Annotated in this window: 15 protein-coding genes; 3 read left to right on the top strand and 12 right to left on the bottom strand. The window is 41.4% G+C overall.

The genetic code is table 11. From position 1 onward, the window contains the following. Positions 1-32: 32 nt before the first annotated feature. Positions 33-1106: a DNA-processing protein DprA gene (gene dprA, locus ACH9UM_RS02150; RefSeq protein WP_004847175.1), complete on the bottom strand. Its 1074-nt coding sequence runs from the start codon at positions 1104-1106 to the stop codon at positions 33-35. Between the two features lie 95 nt (positions 1107-1201). Beyond that, positions 1202-2746 (bottom strand): YifB family Mg chelatase-like AAA ATPase, encoded by a 1545-nt coding sequence (locus ACH9UM_RS02145; RefSeq protein ID WP_004847174.1) that lies wholly within the window; start codon positions 2744-2746, stop codon positions 1202-1204. 339 nt (positions 2747-3085) lie between these two features. Between ACH9UM_RS02145 and sigK the strand changes: the two genes are divergently transcribed. Further along, positions 3086-3706: an RNA polymerase sporulation sigma factor SigK gene (gene sigK, locus ACH9UM_RS02140; protein ID WP_009320944.1), complete on the top strand. Its 621-nt coding sequence runs from the start codon at positions 3086-3088 to the stop codon at positions 3704-3706. 180 nt (positions 3707-3886) lie between these two features. Here sigK and ACH9UM_RS02135 read toward each other — a convergent pair whose 3' ends face one another. The 10 genes from ACH9UM_RS02135 to ACH9UM_RS02090 form a co-directional block, all read right to left on the bottom strand. Beyond that, positions 3887-4198 carry a type II toxin-antitoxin system RelE/ParE family toxin gene (locus ACH9UM_RS02135; RefSeq protein ID WP_004847169.1) on the bottom strand — a complete coding sequence of 104 codons (312 nt, stop codon included), beginning with the start codon at positions 4196-4198 and terminating at the stop codon, positions 3887-3889. After that, entirely contained in the window at positions 4182-4448 is a 267-nt protein-coding gene (locus tag ACH9UM_RS02130) for a type II toxin-antitoxin system Phd/YefM family antitoxin (protein WP_004847167.1), read from the bottom strand. The genes ACH9UM_RS02135 and ACH9UM_RS02130 overlap by 17 nt, the downstream gene beginning before the upstream one ends. Before the next feature lie 256 nt (positions 4449-4704). Next, the gene (pckA, locus tag ACH9UM_RS02125) at positions 4705-6309 is read right to left on the bottom strand and encodes a phosphoenolpyruvate carboxykinase (ATP) (RefSeq protein ID WP_004847165.1); all 1605 of its coding nucleotides are present in this window, start codon (positions 6307-6309) and stop codon (positions 4705-4707) included. Positions 6310-6657: 348 nt separating this feature from the next. Continuing rightward, positions 6658-8145, bottom strand: coding sequence for a threonine synthase (gene thrC / locus ACH9UM_RS02120; RefSeq protein WP_004847161.1), 1488 nt, complete (start codon positions 8143-8145; stop codon positions 6658-6660). A 58-nt stretch (positions 8146-8203) separates the two neighbouring features. Then, positions 8204-9496: a Na+/H+ antiporter NhaC family protein gene (locus ACH9UM_RS02115; RefSeq protein ID WP_004847159.1), complete on the bottom strand. Its 1293-nt coding sequence runs from the start codon at positions 9494-9496 to the stop codon at positions 8204-8206. 111 nt (positions 9497-9607) lie between these two features. After that, positions 9608-10099 carry a 3-isopropylmalate dehydratase small subunit gene (leuD, locus tag ACH9UM_RS02110; protein WP_004847150.1) on the bottom strand — a complete coding sequence of 164 codons (492 nt, stop codon included), beginning with the start codon at positions 10097-10099 and terminating at the stop codon, positions 9608-9610. Continuing rightward, positions 10096-11430 carry a 3-isopropylmalate dehydratase large subunit gene (gene leuC / locus ACH9UM_RS02105; RefSeq protein WP_009243701.1) on the bottom strand — a complete coding sequence of 445 codons (1335 nt, stop codon included), beginning with the start codon at positions 11428-11430 and terminating at the stop codon, positions 10096-10098. Before leuC ends, leuD begins: the two co-directional genes overlap by 4 nt. Positions 11431-11480: 50 nt before the next feature. Next, positions 11481-12566: an aspartate-semialdehyde dehydrogenase gene (gene asd / locus ACH9UM_RS02100; RefSeq protein WP_004847143.1), complete on the bottom strand. Its 1086-nt coding sequence runs from the start codon at positions 12564-12566 to the stop codon at positions 11481-11483. A gap of 132 nt (positions 12567-12698) precedes the next feature. After that, positions 12699-14087, bottom strand: coding sequence for an argininosuccinate lyase (gene argH / locus ACH9UM_RS02095; protein ID WP_004847141.1), 1389 nt, complete (start codon positions 14085-14087; stop codon positions 12699-12701). Between the two features lie 71 nt (positions 14088-14158). Further along, on the bottom strand, positions 14159-14803 hold the full coding sequence (locus ACH9UM_RS02090; protein WP_004847140.1) for an epoxyqueuosine reductase QueH: 645 nt from the start codon (positions 14801-14803) through the stop codon (positions 14159-14161). 197 nt (positions 14804-15000) lie between these two features. Between ACH9UM_RS02090 and ACH9UM_RS02085 the strand changes: the two genes are divergently transcribed. Together ACH9UM_RS02085 and ACH9UM_RS02080 are read left to right on the top strand one after the other, a co-directional pair. Beyond that, on the top strand, positions 15001-15777 hold the full coding sequence (locus tag ACH9UM_RS02085; protein ID WP_009243702.1) for an ABC transporter ATP-binding protein: 777 nt from the start codon (positions 15001-15003) through the stop codon (positions 15775-15777). Further along, on the top strand, positions 15770-16567 hold the full coding sequence (locus ACH9UM_RS02080) for an ABC transporter permease (RefSeq protein WP_004847138.1): 798 nt from the start codon (positions 15770-15772) through the stop codon (positions 16565-16567). The genes ACH9UM_RS02085 and ACH9UM_RS02080 overlap by 8 nt, the downstream gene beginning before the upstream one ends. Positions 16568-16594 lie beyond the last annotated feature (27 nt).

The raw sequence follows: 16594 nt of genomic DNA, 5'->3' as shown, positions 1-16594 counted from the left end.
CAAACTCAAATCAAACTGCAGGAAAATTCATTTTAAACAATAATATAATGATTTTTTGATATTTCCCGTATGTACCCGCGCAATTCCAAAGAAACCAATATTTCCATCACCTGACGTACTTCCAGTTTTGTTTCTTTCAAAATTTCTTCCACGCTCTTTGGGTACAAACCGAGACAACTATACAACAATTCCTCTTGAGTTTCAAGCATTTTTTTATTTTTACCTTCTTTCTCTGTTTTTTTACCTGATAATCCCAATTCTTCCAAAAACATTTCCGGTGAAAGTAAAATTCCCGCTCCCTGACGGATCAATTCATTACATCCGATACTCATCCGGCTATTTACAGGACCCGGAAGCGCATACACTTCTCTCCCTTGTTCTAATGCCAGATCGACTGTAATAAGCGAGCCGCTCTTCTCTCCCGCTTCCATAACAAGCACAACATCTGACAATCCGCTTATAATTCTGTTCCGAGCCGGAAAGTTTTGAGGAAACGGAGGCGTTCCAGGCGGCATCTCGGAAATAATTCCACCTCCTTGTTCCAATATATCTACATAAAGCCCGATATGCTCCCTCGGGTAACAAACGTCTACGCCACACCCCAATACCGCGAATGTTTTACCATTTCCAAGAAGCGCCCCTCTGTGACCCATTCCATCTACGCCGCGAGCCATTCCACTTATAATCTGCACCCCATGTTCTGCCAAAACTTTTCCAAAATCAACTGCATATTTTTCACCATAAGGAGTACATCTCCTCGCTCCCACGAGAGCCGCCTTTTTCGCAGCTTTATCCGGAAGGCTGCCTTTTACATAAAGTGCATAAGGATAATCCGAAATCCGTTTTAATTTTTCCGGATATTCATCCGTAAAATGCGGAATAAAACGAATTCCTTTTTCACACAGACTTTCATACTCTTTTTCCGGATCCTGCCGTTTTGCCTTCAAAATTTTATCTTGCTCTGATTCGTTTAAAAATTCTATTTTTTTCAGCTGTGTTTCTTCTATATAATAAATCGCTTCTGCTGTTTTCATGCATTGACGCAGGCGGATTTTTTTTCGCAAATTTATTCCCTGTATTTTAGCAAACCAATATTCGTACTTCATACATTCTCCTTTTATTTCATACTTTATTTATCTATTCACATTTCACATTACTTCGCCTCGACCGTTCTCTTCACTTCCGTTTTCATTTTATCCTCCTATACAGTATATTTCCTGTTATCCATTCTATATCCAAGCGCTTCTTGCAAGTGCTTTACTTTGATCGCATCACTTTCTTCTAAATCTGCAATCGTTCGCGCTGTTTTCAAAATCCTGCTATATCCCCGGGCCGTCAAATTCATAACCGAAAAGGCCTGCTCCATCACCTTTTTTTCTTTTGTTCCCAACTTGCAATACTTATTTAAAGCATCCCCTTCCAACATTGCATTTGTTAAATTTCCTGTTTCCTTATATCGTATTCTTTGCATCTCTCTGACCCGGCAAATTCTTTTTCGTATTTCTTTTGAACTTTCGCCTTTCTGCTCATCTGATAAATGCTCATATTTTACTTGAGAAGCTTCCACACATAGATCGATCCTATCCAGAAAAGGACGGCTGATACGATTCTGATACGCTTGGATCTGCAAAGGTGTACATGTACAATTTGCATTCGGAAAACATCCACACGGACACGGATTCATAGCTGCCACAAGCATAAAATTTGCCGGGAATGTATAATTTCCGTATGTTCGCGACAGATTCACATACCGCTCTTCCAATGGTTGTCGAAGCACTTCCAACGTATCTCTGCGAAATTCAGGGAGTTCATCAAGAAATAAAACGCCTTTATGAGCAAGGCTGATTTCTCCGGGATGCGGAATCGTTCCTCCTCCGATCAAAGCAGCTTTTGTTGCCGTATGATGCACTTCACGAAACGGACGGTCTACAATCAGCGGGGTTTTCTCATCAACTAACCCTAATACACTGTATATTTTTGTAATCTCCAAACTTTCTCGCAAATCAAGCGGCGGCAATATCCCGGCAATACATTTTGCCGTCATTGACTTTCCACTGCCCGGCGGACCGATAAGAAGAAGATTGTGCCCTCCTGCAACTGCGATTTCCGCTGCTCTTTTTACAAATTCCTGACCTTTCATATCTGCAAAATCAGGAAATTTCGTTTCTTTTTGAACTGTTTTTCTCAAATTCCCACAATCCGTTATCTCTTTATTTTGTATCTTCTTTCTCTTTCTTCTGTTTTGCATTGCCTCAACCGCTTCCTGCAAAGTCGCAGCTCCTACAATTTCCATTTCACTGACAAGCGACGCTTCCGTTACATTTTCAGACGGAACAATACACTTTCTCACCCCTTTTTCTTTCGCTTCCATTACGATCGGCAAAACTCCAGACACTTTCTTCACACTTCCTCCAAGACTGAGTTCTCCGATAATCAGACAGTCTTTCTCCGGCTTTTCAATCTGTCCTAATGCAGTCAATATCGCCGCGGCGATCGGCAGGTCAAAAGACGCGCCGTGCTTTCGCATTGTAGCCGGTGATAAATTCACAACAGTCCGCTTTGCCGGATACTCAAATCCCGAATTTTTAATTGCAGTTCTCACCCTTTCTCCCGCTTCTTTTACTTCCGATGACAAATACCCCACCATATGGAATACCGGCAGGCCGTTCGATATATCTGCCTCTACATGAATAAACGCCACCTCAAGACCTTCAATCACCGCAGATAAAATTGTACTGAAACTCATTTGCACTCCTTTCTATGAGCTTCCTGTTCTCCTTTGTTAAAATAACAAGATCTTCTATCGTTTATACTGTTGATTTATACACTATTTATTATAGAAGAAACACCACTTAAAATAATTGAATTCCAACCGATCCGGTCAGACACCTCTTTCAGAGGTCAGATTGCCGAAGATGAATTTCTTCGGGAATGTAGATTTATGATAATTCATAAAAAAATGAGCGTCAAGAAAAAAATGAAAATTTCACGAAATGACAGAATTTATTTCCCAGTTTACAGATGGAAAAGCACAAACAACATGTCTTTTACATAGACTATATCAAATGTGCTAAGAGGTGTTATCTTGAAATCATTTCCAAATCCGCTCACGCCGTCGGAAGAAAAATATTATATCCGAAAATACACAGAAGGTGACCTCGAGGCAAAACACATCCTGATCGAACGCAATCTAAGACTTGTCGCACATGTAATCAAAAAATATCAAAATTCCGAAGAAGATCCCGAAGACCTGATCTCTATCGGCACAATCGGACTGATCAAAGCCGTTGTCACTTTTAATCCTGACAAAGGAAACCGCCTCGCCGCCTATGCTTCCAGATGCATAGAAAATGAAATTCTTATGTATCTTCGTTCCAAGAAAAAAGCCGCAAAAGAAATCTCTCTTTATGAACCAATCGGCACTGACAGAGAAGGAAACGAAATAAAATTATATGATATTATCGAGACTGATGAAGAAGAAGTTGCCGAAAAAATTCACCTAAAAGAAAATATACAGACACTTTATGAAAAAGTCGAAAAAGAATTATCGCAGCGGGAACGTATTATTTTAAAAATGCGTTACGGACTCTATAACGGAGAAGAATATACGCAGCGGGAAATTGCAAGACAACTTGGAATTTCCCGTTCTTATGTCTCACGAATCGAAAAAGGGGCTGTGGAGAAACTACGGAAATCTTTTTCATGATTTCAAAAATACCTATATACATGTAACAAAATTGCTAACACTTATTTTCGGTAATCACCGGAAACGCCAAAAGCCTCTGAAAAATCCAGACTTTGTCTCATCTCCTAGTAAAAGAACTGCCTATCATCAATCTTTCAATGACAGGCAGTTCTTCTGCTTAAAATTCTTATTCAATTTCATTTACGAAAACAGTTTAGTGTACTCTGTCTGTGTATCGGCAATATGATATATATAAACTGTTTTTTCTATCAGTCGATATATAGAAACATACCTTTCAGATATAATCATGTGATACCCCTTTCGGTTCAACCATTTGTCAGGTGTAAGTGAACCAAAATTCGGGTATAACTCCAAACGTTCAATACTATTTAATATCTGATCTGTTACTTTCATCGCAGATTCCACACCGAATTGAAGTAAATAATAGTCCTCAATACTTTTCAAATCTTCCCACGCAGTAGGAAGAATCTCAACCTTATATTGTTCCTGCACGTTCTCTCAATTCCTTTCTTGCTTCGGAGATACTTCTTGTCTTTGCTCCGTTTAACCGTTCTTCTTCTGCTTGCATGATTTTCGCACGAAGTTCCAATGCCTGTTCCCTTTTCTCAAAGGCATCAATATTCATAAATACTCCGTCACCCTCGCCATTTTTTGTTATATAAATCGGTTCACTCGTTGCCCTTGCAAGATTGGAAATCGTAGAATAATCGTTTCGTAATGTTGCCGAAGCTTTAATAATCATTTTCTTCACCCTTTCATGTTTCTTTATTTTTATATCATTTTATTGATATAATTATATCTTCTTTTTTATATATTATCAAGTAAATCCAATTTATGAAAGAAGAAGTCTTTGGAAAATCCAGACTTTGTCTCATCTCCTATACAAAGAAATCGCTGAAGTATAAAACTTCAGCGATTTCTTTTTCACATTTCTTATATCGACAATCATCATATTCTCTGCTGAATATGATTTTCTTTGATTAACGAAAAAACTGTTCTTATAACTGCGGACCAGCTGAAACAAGAGCTTTTCCTGCCTCGTTGCTCTCATATTTTGCAAAGTTTTTAATAAATCTTCCTGCAAGATCTTTTGCCTTTTCATCCCATTCGGAAGCGTCTGCATATGTGTCACGAGGATCAAGAATGTTTGTGTCAACTCCCGGAAGCTCTGTCGGAACTTCAATGTTGAAGTACGGAATAGTTTTTGTCGGCGCATTTGCGATATCTCCGTTCAAAATTGCATCGATGATACCACGAGTATCTTTAATAGAGATACGTTTTCCTGTTCCGTTCCATCCTGTATTTACAAGATATGCTTTCGCGTTGTTAGCTTTCATTTTCTTAACGAGCTCTTCAGCATATTTTGTCGGATGAAGCTCAAGAAATGCCTGTCCAAAACATGCTGAGAATGTCGGTGTCGGCTCTGTGATACCACGCTCCGTACCTGCAAGTTTTGCTGTAAATCCTGACAAGAAATAATATTCTGTCTGCTCCGGTGTAAGAATCGATACCGGCGGAAGCACTCCAAACGCATCTGCTGACAGGAAAATTACATTTTTCGCTGCCGGAGCTGCCGATATCGGACGCACGATTTTTTCAATATGATCGATCGGATAAGACACACGAGTATTCTCTGTTACACTCTTATCATCAAAGTCAATTTTTCCGTTCTCATCAAGAGTTACGTTCTCAAGAAGAGCGTTTCTCTTAATTGCATTATAAATATCCGGCTCTGACTCTTTATCAAGGTTGATTACTTTTGCATAACATCCGCCTTCAAAGTTAAAGATACCGTTATCATCCCATCCGTGCTCGTCATCACCGATCAAAAGACGTTTCGGATCTGTGGAAAGCGTTGTCTTACCTGTTCCTGAAAGTCCGAAGAAAATTGCTGTATTCTCTCCGTTCATGTCTGTGTTTGCGGAACAGTGCATAGAAGCGATTCCTTTCAGCGGCAGATAGTAGTTCATCATAGAGAACATACCTTTTTTCATCTCTCCGCCGTACCATGTATTCAGAATAACCTGCTCACGGCTTGTAATATTGAACATAGCCGCTGTCTCTGAGTTCAATCCCAGTTCTTTATAATTTTCCACTTTTGCTTTTGATGCATTGTATACAACAAAATCCGGCTTAAAGTTCTCAAGCTCTTCCTCTGTCGGCTGAATAAACATATTCTTTACAAAATGAGCCTGCCAAGCAACCTCTACGATAAAACGGATTGCCATACGTGTATCTGCATTTGCTCCGCAAAATGCGTCAACAACAAACAGTCTCTTATTGGAAAGTTCTTTCAGCGCGATCGCCTTACATGTATCCCATGCTTCCTGGCTTGCCGGATGATTGTCGTTTTTGTATTCATCTGATGTCCACCAAACCGTATCTTTGGAGTTTTCATCCATTACGATAAATTTATCTTTCGGAGAACGTCCTGTATAAATACCTGTCATTACATTAACAGCTCCCAGTTCGCTTTCCTGTCCTTTTTCAAAGCCTTCAAGACTTGAATCTGTCTCTTCTTTAAAAAGCAGCTCATAAGAAGGGTTGTAAACGATTTCCGTAGTTCCTGTAATACCATACTGACTAAGATCAATGTTTGCCATAATATGTCTTACCTCTCTCTTTCTAAAATGTATATTTCACATCTACGCCGCTTAATGCCAGCGTTATGCTTTCATTATACAAAATCATTTTCCAAAAATCAACAATAATATTCATCTATCTCTCTCGATTATATGAAAGTTTTATAAACTGCAAATTCATATGCTCTATTTTATTTCTAAAAAAAACAAAATTACATTTCAATCACCGGAAGTGTCAAAAGGCACATTTGTGGATTTTAAGCGATTGTCAAGGTTTCCGAAAAATCTGGGTTTTGACTCGTCGCCATTTAAAAAATGCAGGATTTTTTTATCAATCCTGCATTTTCTACACGACAAGCCTCTCATAAATTATACATTCAAAATTTCTTTCACGATTTCTTTCATTTTGTCCGAATCGCATTCTCTGTTATGTCTGATCTGAGCATTTCGGATCTCTTTGATCGCATTCGGAATTTCCGTTGCCGACAGGGCGCTCAGCTCATCGATCAATTCAAATTCATCTTTCTTTGCATATTTATCGTCAATGGCAGTCATAACGCTATGGATAAATTTATACGGACTCGCCGTCGAAGCTACGAGACACTTCTTTTCATCCCCACTTTCCTTGCGGTATTGTGCGCATACATGTGCCGCTACCGCCGTATGCGTATCCATCACATACCCTGTTTTCTCATATGTATTTTTAATCGTCTCTTTCGTCTCTTCTTCCGTCGCAAATCCTCCGACAAAATCACCTAACTGTCCGCGCATCTCTTCTGTTATTTCATAAACGCCTTCTTCTTTAAGCTGTCTCATCAACTCGGCATTTTTCCCTGCATCCTGCCCTGCGATTGTATAGATCAAACGCTCCAGATTGCTGGAAATCAAAATGTCCATAGACGGGGAAGATGTCAGGATAAATTCTCTGTTTTTATCATAAACCCCTGTTTTAAAGAAATCAAAAAGCACTTTATTTTCGTTGGATGCACAGATCAGCTTTGCAATCGGCACTCCCATCTGTTTCGCATAATAAGCAGCCAGAATGTTTCCGAAGTTTCCTGTCGGAACCGTCACATTGATCTTTTCTCCCGCTTTGATTTCTTCATTCTCAAGCAGTTTTGCATAAGCGTAAACATAATATACTACCTGCGGAACAAGACGTCCGATATTGATAGAGTTCGCAGATGAAAACTGGTATCCGGCATCTGCCAACTCTTCCGCCAGCTTTTTATCTTCAAAAATCGCTTTCACACCGCTTTGTGCATGATCGAAATTTCCGTGGATCGCCACTACTGATGTGTTCTCTCCTTTTTGAGTCACCATCTGAAGCTCCTGAATACGGCTGACGCCCCCTTTTGGATAAAAAACGATGATCCTCGTTCCCGGAACGTCCGCAAAACCTGCAAGAGCCGCCTTTCCCGTATCTCCTGATGTTGCCGTTAAAATTACAATTTCATTTTTCACATTATTTTTCTTAGCCGACGTAATAAGAAGATGCGGCAAAATCGACAAAGCCATATCCTTAAATGCGATCGTTGCTCCGTGGAACAACTCCAAATGATATGTGTCACCCACTTTTACAAGCGGAGCGATCACTTCTGTATCAAACTTGGAATCATACGCACTGTTGATGCAGTGTTTTAACTCTTCCTCCGTAAAATCCGTAAAAAACTGTTTCATCACAGCATAAGCTGTTTCCTGATAAGACATCCCTTTCAATTCATCAAGCGTAACGTCAAGCTTTGGAATAGATTCCGGAACAAACAATCCCCCGTCATCTGCCAGACCTTTCAAGATCGCCTCGGATGCCGTCACTGTTTTTTCTGAGTTTCTTGTACTCTTATACAATAAATTCATTATTTTACCTCTTTTTCTTTCTGCAACACAATTTTCAACTAAATATATTCCTGAATACTCAGGCACTTTTTCGTTCCCGCCTTATGCAGATCGCCACAATACCGCATACTGCCATCAGCATCGGATAGATCAAATACGGCATAAAATCAAACGGAGTCAGACCTGTAAGAGCCGCAGCCGTAAGAAGCTGAGCGCCGTAAGGGATCAGCCCCTGTCCAACGGATGTAAACATATCCAGCAGAGATGCCGATCTTCTTGGATCAACGTCAAACTCATCACTGATTTCCTTCGCGATCGGGCCTGTCATAACAATCGCTACCGTATTGTTTGCCGTACAAAGATCAACTAAAAACGAAAGCAGCGCAATTCCTCCCTGTGCTCCTTTTGCTCCGTGAATCCTGCTTTTGATCTGATCCAGAATAAACTGGATTCCGCCGTTCATCTTCACAAGCGATACAATACATGCTACAAGAATAGATATTACAGTAATATCATACATCGATACAACGCCATCTCCTACAACAGTAAACATATCCGCTAAAACAATGTTTCCCGTTGCCACTCCCGCTATAAGTGAAATAACAGTTCCGCCGATCAGCACGAGAAATACATTGATTCCGATCAACGCACCTATAAGCACGACAAGATACGGTACAACCTGCCAGAAATTATAGTCTAAATTCTCTGTAATATCGTACGCTACATTGCGCGTCACAAACCAAAAGAACACGACTGTAATGATCGCCGCCGGAAGTACGATCAGAAAATTCATCTTAAACTTATCTTTCATCTCGCATCCCTGCGTTTTTACTGCCGCAATCGTCGTATCAGAGATCATCGACAGGTTATCGCCGAACATTGCCCCGCACACGACGGCAGCTACACAGATTGCCATAGAAAACCCTGTCTGTTTACTGATTCCGACCGCAATCGGAGCAAGCGCCGTGATTGTTCCTACGGAAGTTCCCATCGACACTGAAATAAAACATCCTATAATAAACAGACCTGCCACTGCAAAATGCGGCGGAATAAGAGAGAGTCCCAAATTCACCGTACTGTCCACTCCGCCTGCTGCGGTTACCGCTCCCGAAAAAGCTCCCGCGCAAAGGAAAATAAGACACATAGTAATAATATTTTCCTCTCCGAGTCCTTTTGCGATCACTTCCATCTTTTTCTGAAAACTTACTTTACGGTTCTGCAAAAACGCAACAAATAAAGCAATCAGAAATGCAACTACTGCCGGCATTGCGTAAAAATCCTTAAACAAGATTCCCGCGCCTAAAAAGATTACCAAAAACACGCCTATAGGCAGAAGCGCAAAAGCCTTTCCCTTTTGTTTTTCATTTCCCATTAAATTCTCCCTTTCGTTTTAGATATAATAACCGTTGCAAAAAGGCGGCAGTACTGCCTGCCGCTTTTCTTTTTGCCCGAATTTCGGCTAAAAGAGCCAAAACTTTATATATTATTTCTTTTTACTGTTTGTATAGTTGACCAATCCGCCTGCGGCAATCAATTTCTGCATAAATTCCGGGAAGGGCTGACCTTTAAATTCAGTTCCTTTTGTACGATTGTAAATCATACCACTGTCAAAATCAACCTCAACTTCGTCACCTGCTTCAATTCCCTGTGCCGCTTCCGGACATTCAATAATCGGAAGACCGATATTGATTGCATTTCTGTAAAAGATTCTTGCGAACGTTTCCGCGATAATGCAGCTTACTCCTGCCGTTTTCAAGCAGAGCGGCGCATGTTCTCTGGATGATCCGCATCCGAAATTTTTATTTGCCACAATAATATCTCCCGACTGTACTTTTTTTACAAAATCCGGATCTATATCTGCCATAGCGTGGCTGGCAAGTTCTTGTGCATCAAAGGAATTCAGATATCTTGCCGGAATGATAACGTCTGTATCTACATTGTCTCCGTATTTAAAAACATGTCCGTGCGCTCTCATGATCTTCCTCCTTCTTTCTGTTCTGCACATTGAATATTCCGCGAATCTGCCTCTTCGTCTGCAGCGCTTATTTTTTCGGGATTTGCAATATACCCTTTGATCGCACTTGCAGCGGCAACTTCCGGCGATGCCAGATAAATCAGAGAATCAACATGTCCCATGCGTCCGACAAAATTACGGTTCGTTGTGGAAACACACTTTTCTCCTGCTGCCATAACTCCCATATGCCCGCCCATACACGGTCCGCAGCTCGGAGTATTTACAGCACATCCTGCATCTACAAAAATATCCAGCAGTCCTTCTTTGATACATTGCTTATAAATCTTCTGTGTAGCCGGAACAACCATCACACGCACATCAGGATGTACCGTATGACCTTTCAGTATTGCCGCAGCTTTCCTCATATCTTCCATTCGTCCGTTCGTACAAGAACCAATCACAACCTGATCGATCTTAACCTGTTCCTCTGCCTCGATCTCATCAATCGTCTTTGCGTTTCCCGGCAAATGCGGAAACGCTACCGTCGGACGCACCTTTGACAGATCAATCTCTACAACGTCGTCATAAACCGCATCCTCGTCCGCCTCGTAAACTGTATACGGTTTCTCACAATGAGCGTCAAGATACTCGACCGTCTTTTCATCCACCGGAAAAATCCCGTTTTTCGCACCGGCCTCAATCGCCATATTCGCCATCGTAAAACGATCATCCATAGACAGATTTCCAATTCCGTCACCTGTAAATTCCATTGATTTATAAAGCGCGCCGTCCACTCCGATCTTGCCGATAATGTGAATGATAATATCTTTTCCGCTTACATATTTCCCCGGCTTTCCCGTCAGAACAAACTTGATCGCCGACGGCACTTTAAACCAGATTTCTCCTGTCGCCATTCCGGTTGCCACATCGGTCGTTCCCATTCCTGTTGAAAACGCGCCCAAAGCTCCGTATGTACATGTATGTGAATCCGCTCCGATGATACACTCACCTGCGGTGACAACTCCCGCTTCGGGAAGAATCGCATGTTCCACACCCGATTTTCCCTGTTCAAAATACCATTTCAGCCCCTGCTCCTTCGCATATTCACGAATTGCTTTTGAATTTTCCGCTGATTTGATATCTTTATTCGGTGTAAAATGATCCGGTACAAACACAACCTTATCTTTATCAAATACTTTATCCGACATCTGTCTGATGATCGGCAAAGCCATCGGTCCTGTAATATCATTCGCCATCACGATATCGAGTTTCGCTTCGATCAGCTGCCCTGCTTCCACAGTATCCAATCCTGCGTGAGCAGCCAAAATCTTCTGCGTCATCGTCATTCCCATTTTTGAGACCCCCTTTATCATTCATAAATATGGTCTTTGCCACATCATTTTTATTTCTTTGCGATATATCCTTTTGCCGTAAGCGCTTCTGCACAAAGCACTGCTCCGCCAGCCGCACCTCTTACTGTATTATGTGACAGTCCGATAAACTTAAAGTCATACATGCTGTCCTCTCTGAGACGTCCGATAGACACTCCCATGCCGCGCTCATAATCTACGTCTGCCGTTACCTGCGGACGATTTTCTTCCTCAAGATACTGGATAAACTGCTTCGGCGCGCTCGGCAGTTCTGCTTCCTGCGGGAATCCTTTAAAGTTTACCAGTTTTTCAATTAGCTGTTCTTTTGTCGGTTTCTTTTCAAAATTGATAAATACCGCCGCAGTATGTCCGTTTAATACAGGAACACGCACACACTGACATGTGATCTTCGGAAGCTCGGCTTTTACGATCTCGCCATTTTCCACTTTTCCGAGAACTCTAAGCGGCTCCTGCTCGCTTTTCTCTTCTTCTCCTCCGATAAACGGAATAATATTTCCCAGCATTTCCGGCCAGTCTTTGAATGTTTTTCCTGCTCCTGAAATTGCCTGATATGTTGTAACAACAAGCTCTTTCGGTCCGAATTCTTTCCATGCCGCCAAACACGGAGCGTAACTTTGGATCGAACAGTTCGGTTTTACTGCAATGAATCCTCTCGTTGTACCGAGACGTTTCTTCTGATCTTTGATCACTTCAAAATGTTCTGCATTGATCTCCGGTACTACCATCGGAACGTCCGGCGTCCAGCGATGCGCGCTGTTGTTTGATACGACCGGAGTCTCTGTTTTTGCATATGCCTCTTCGATCACTTTGATCTCTTCTTTGCTCATATCAACCGCGCTGAAAACAAAATCTACAGTCGAAGCTACATGCTCTACGTCATTTACGTTAAGAACAACAAGCTTTTTCACAGCCTCCGGCATCGGCGTATCCATTTTCCAGCGATCGCCTACCGCTTCCTCATATGTCTTTCCTGCAGAACGCGGGCTTGCCGCAACTGTTACAACTTCAAACCACGGATGATCCTCAAGCAGAGAGATAAATCTCTGACCTACCATTCCTGTCGCACCTAAAATACCTACTTTTAATTTCTGTTCCATCTTCTTTCTCCTTTTACTGTTATTTTTCCTGTTATCTTTCTTACTATAGCGCCATATCCACGTCAGCTTCCGCTTGCCTCTATAACCTCTATAGTATCTTCTATCTGTAAAAGCCTGACTCTGCGAAATTCTTTATAAAGCAGGCTGTTCTTTCAAATATTGCCGTTCTGCTCTGATCACCGCTTCCATTGCGTTTTTCCCCGGCGCGCCGATTGTGTTACGCATATCCACGCATGTTTTCATACTGATCGCCTCATATATATCTTCTTCAAAGACAGGAGAAATCGCCTTGAATTCTTCCAAAGACATATCGTCCAAAGCAATATTTTTCTCAATGCAATACAATACAAGTCTTCCAACGATACCATGGGCATCCCTGAACGGAACATTGTGATTTACGAGATAATCCGCAGCATCCGTCGCATTTGTGAAACCGTGCTTTGCACTTTCTTCCATGCGGGCATTGTTAAAACGCATTGTCTTTAACATTCCTGTAAATAATGCAAGACATCCTTTGGTCGTATCGATCGCATCAAATACAAGTTCTTTATCTTCCTGCATATCTTTATTATATGCAAGCGGAATCCCTTTCATCGTCGTCAAAAGTGAAGTGAGAGCTCCGTAAACGCGTCCTGTTTTTCCTCGTACAAGCTCTGCGATATCAGGATTTTTCTTTTGCGGCATAATACTGCTTCCCGTACTGTAAGCGTCGTCAATCTCAACAAATTTGTATTCATTTGTATTCCAGATGATCACTTCTTCCGAAAATCTGCTAAGGTGCATCATAATCGTTGACATGGCAGACAGAAGTTCAATCAGATAGTCTCTGTCCGACACCGAATCCATACTGTTTAAAGTCGGACCGTCAAATCCGAGAAGCAAAGCTGTATATTCTCTGTCCAACGGATATGTCGTTCCCGCCAAAGCTCCGCTTCCGAGAGGACAAAGGTTCATCCTTTTATAAATATCCCGCATCCTCTGATGGTCGCGCTTAAACATTTCAAAATAAGCTCCCATATGATGTGCCAGAGTAATCGGCTGCGCCTTTTGCAGATGTGTAAATCCCGGCATATATGTCTCTGTATTTTCTTCCATCAATTTCAAAAGAACTTCCATAAGTTCTCTTAACAAACTGTCAAGGTGTGTGATCTCATCTCGCGTATAAAGCTTCATATCCAAAGCGACCTGATCGTTTCTGCTTCGCCCTGTATGTAATTTTTTCCCCGCATCTCCGATCCTGTCGATCAGATTCGCTTCTACAAAGCTGTGGATATCTTCATATTCTTCTGTGATCTCAAGCGTTTTGTTCTCTACGTCTCTGCATATACTTTCAAGACCCTCTATGATCTGATCTTTCTCTTCTTTTGTCAGAATCCCCTGTTTTTCAAGCATCGTCACATGAGCAATGCTCCCTCTGATATCCTGTTTATAAAAACGCTTATCAAAAGAAATCGAAGCGTTAAAATTATAAACTAACTGATCTGTTTCTTTCGTAAAACGACCACCCCATAGTTGTGCCATTTCATCTCCTCTTTTCTGTTCTGCATTTTTCACCTAGTTTAACACATTAACGTGCGAAATGTCCATACTTTTTATAAAAACTGTTTTTCTCTATGCTCACGTTCTCTCATTGAAAACTCACATCCACAGTAATCCTGCCTGTAGAGCCCATATTCTTCGGATAATTCTACAGACCGTTTATATCCGTTCCGCTTTTTAAAATCCGAAACTAAATACTCTACGCCGTACTTTTTCCCGACTCGCACTCCGATCTCGTTCAACTTCTGCGAATTTTTCAGAGGGCTGATGCTCAGAGTCGTCGTAAAATAATCAAATCTGCCTTCCGCTGCCTGCTGCGCCGCCTCTTCAAGCCGAAGTTCATAGCATTTCATGCATCGTGCGCCGCCTTCTTTCAAATGCTCCATCCCTTTTGCCATTTCATAGAACTTCTCCTTATCATACTTTCCCGCAAGGAATGAGACCGGATATTGAAACCGCATATCTTTTATCAGTTTCTGCTGCTCTATGATCCGCTTTGTATACTCGCTCTCAGGATAAATATTCGGGTTATAATAAAGCACCGTGATCCTGAAATAGCGGGATAAATATTCCAGCACATAACTGCTGCACGGCGCACAACAGCTATGGATCAAAAGAGTCGGGACACGGCCTTCCTCTTCAAGACGTTTCAATATTTTATCTAATTCCTTTTGATAATTGATTTTCTGAACATTCATCTTAACTGTTCTCCTATATGCTGCGTTACCTTTTTGTTTATTCTACTTATAATAAGATATCATCTCTTTTTCCAAATTACAATGTCAATCCGTTTCATTTCCAAATCAGATCAAGTTCCGATATGTCGATATTCACACACTGCCGCCGGCTCTCATACATTAATCTTAGATACTTAAATAAGAACGGAAGTGACTCTGTGAGACCTTTACTGGAATTAAACAACATCAGTTATTCTTATCATACAATAGACGGAGAAACAAAAGCTTTATCCGATATTTCTTTTCAGCTTGCCCCCGGAGAATTTGCCGCCGTTGTCGGACCTTCCGGATGTGGGAAATCCACACTTCTTTCGTTAATCGCAGGACTTATAGAGGCAGAGAACGGAACAATCTTCCTAGACGGCGAACCATCGGAAAAATCTTTCAGAAAATCTGCCAAAATAGGCTATATGCTTCAGCATGATCACCTTTTTGAATGGAGGAGCATTTTAAAAAACGTCCTGCTCGGCGCTGAAATCAACAAAAGTGTATCCCAGGAAACGAAACAACGGGCAAAAGAACTTCTGCGTCAATACGGATTAAAGCGTTTTATTAACTCCCGCCCGTCTGAATTATCCGGTGGAATGCGGCAAAGAGCAGCTCTGATCCGCACTCTCATGCCGAATCCCGAACTGCTCCTTTTAGATGAACCTTTTTCCGCTCTCGATTATCAAACACGTCTTACCGTCAGCGATGATATCGGAAAAATCATCAAACATTCAGGAAAAACCGCGCTTCTTGTAACCCATGACCTTTCAGAGGCAATCAGCCTTGCCGATCGGATCATCATATTGACAAAACGCCCCGCACATATTGCCCGAATTGTTCCGATTGCATTTTCCATCGAAAACGATACCCCGCTAAACCGAAGAAATGCCCCGGAATTCAAACAATATTTTAACGAAATATGGAAGGAGCTAAATCAAGATGAATGATCAATCTAACGGACAAAAACTTTTTTTAACGCGCCTTCGCCGTCATAGGATCACAGTTTTGATCAGCCGTGTCCTTATTTTAACTGTGTTTCTTTTTTTATGGGAATTATGCGCTCGTTTTGAAATTATAGATTCCTTTATCTTCAGCAGTCCTTCAAAAATCACTCTTTGTTTTTTGGAAATGTTGAAAAACCGATCTCTTTTCCTTCATATCGGGATTACTTTATACGAAACATTTATCAGCTTCATACTCGTCATATTGCTCAGCATCCTTGCGGCAATCTTGCTTTGGTATAGTAAAAAGCTATCGGAAATACTGGAACCATACCTCGTTGTGCTAAACAGCCTTCCGAAATCCGCGCTTGCCCCTCTTCTGATCGTATGGCTCGGCGCAACTTCAAAAACAATTATTATTGCCGGAATGTCCGTCGCCATCTTCGGAAGTATCTTGAATCTGTATACCGCCTTTATCAATGTCGATCAGGAAAAGATCAAACTGATATATACACTGCACGGAAACCGCAGGCATGCGCTTACAAAAGTTGTACTGCCTTCCTCTGTTCCGGCAATCATAAGCAATATGAAAGTCAATATCGGACTTTGTCTTGTGGGAGTCATTATCGGAGAATTTCTCGCTGCCAAAAGCGGACTTGGATATCTGATCATCTATTCCAGTCAGGTATTTAAGATGGATTGGCTTCTCATGTCGATTATTTTGCTCTGTATTATGGCAATGGGATTGTATGCTCTGATCAATGTAGTGGAAAAACGAGTGTTGAAAAAGTATTAAATATGGCAATAGAAGACTGTCGCTTGA

Origin of the sequence: Mediterraneibacter torques, assembly GCF_044591705.1 — a bacterium.
Lineage (GTDB): Bacteria > Bacillota > Clostridia > Lachnospirales > Lachnospiraceae > Mediterraneibacter > Mediterraneibacter torques.
This window is presented reverse-complemented; position numbering and strand designations above follow the sequence as displayed.

Coding starts and splice junctions, on each gene's coding strand:
- dprA (WP_004847175.1), bottom strand. CDS start 1,106: ATGAAGTACGAATATTGGTTTGCTAAAATACAGGGAATAAATTTGCGA.
- ACH9UM_RS02145 (WP_004847174.1), bottom strand. CDS start 2,746: ATGAGTTTCAGTACAATTTTATCTGCGGTGATTGAAGGTCTTGAGGTG.
- ACH9UM_RS02130 (WP_004847167.1), bottom strand. CDS start 4,448: ATGATTATTAAAGCTTCGGCAACATTACGAAACGATTATTCTACGATT.
- pckA (WP_004847165.1), bottom strand. CDS start 6,309: ATGGCAAACATTGATCTTAGTCAGTATGGTATTACAGGAACTACGGAA.
- thrC (WP_004847161.1), bottom strand. CDS start 8,145: ATGAATTTATTGTATAAGAGTACAAGAAACTCAGAAAAAACAGTGACG.
- ACH9UM_RS02115 (WP_004847159.1), bottom strand. CDS start 9,496: ATGGGAAATGAAAAACAAAAGGGAAAGGCTTTTGCGCTTCTGCCTATA.
- leuD (WP_004847150.1), bottom strand. CDS start 10,099: ATGAGAGCGCACGGACATGTTTTTAAATACGGAGACAATGTAGATACA.
- leuC (WP_009243701.1), bottom strand. CDS start 11,430: ATGGGAATGACGATGACGCAGAAGATTTTGGCTGCTCACGCAGGATTG.
- asd (WP_004847143.1), bottom strand. CDS start 12,566: ATGGAACAGAAATTAAAAGTAGGTATTTTAGGTGCGACAGGAATGGTA.
- argH (WP_004847141.1), bottom strand. CDS start 14,087: ATGGCACAACTATGGGGTGGTCGTTTTACGAAAGAAACAGATCAGTTA.
- ACH9UM_RS02090 (WP_004847140.1), bottom strand. CDS start 14,803: ATGAATGTTCAGAAAATCAATTATCAAAAGGAATTAGATAAAATATTG.
- ACH9UM_RS02080 (WP_004847138.1), top strand. CDS start 15,770: ATGAATGATCAATCTAACGGACAAAAACTTTTTTTAACGCGCCTTCGC.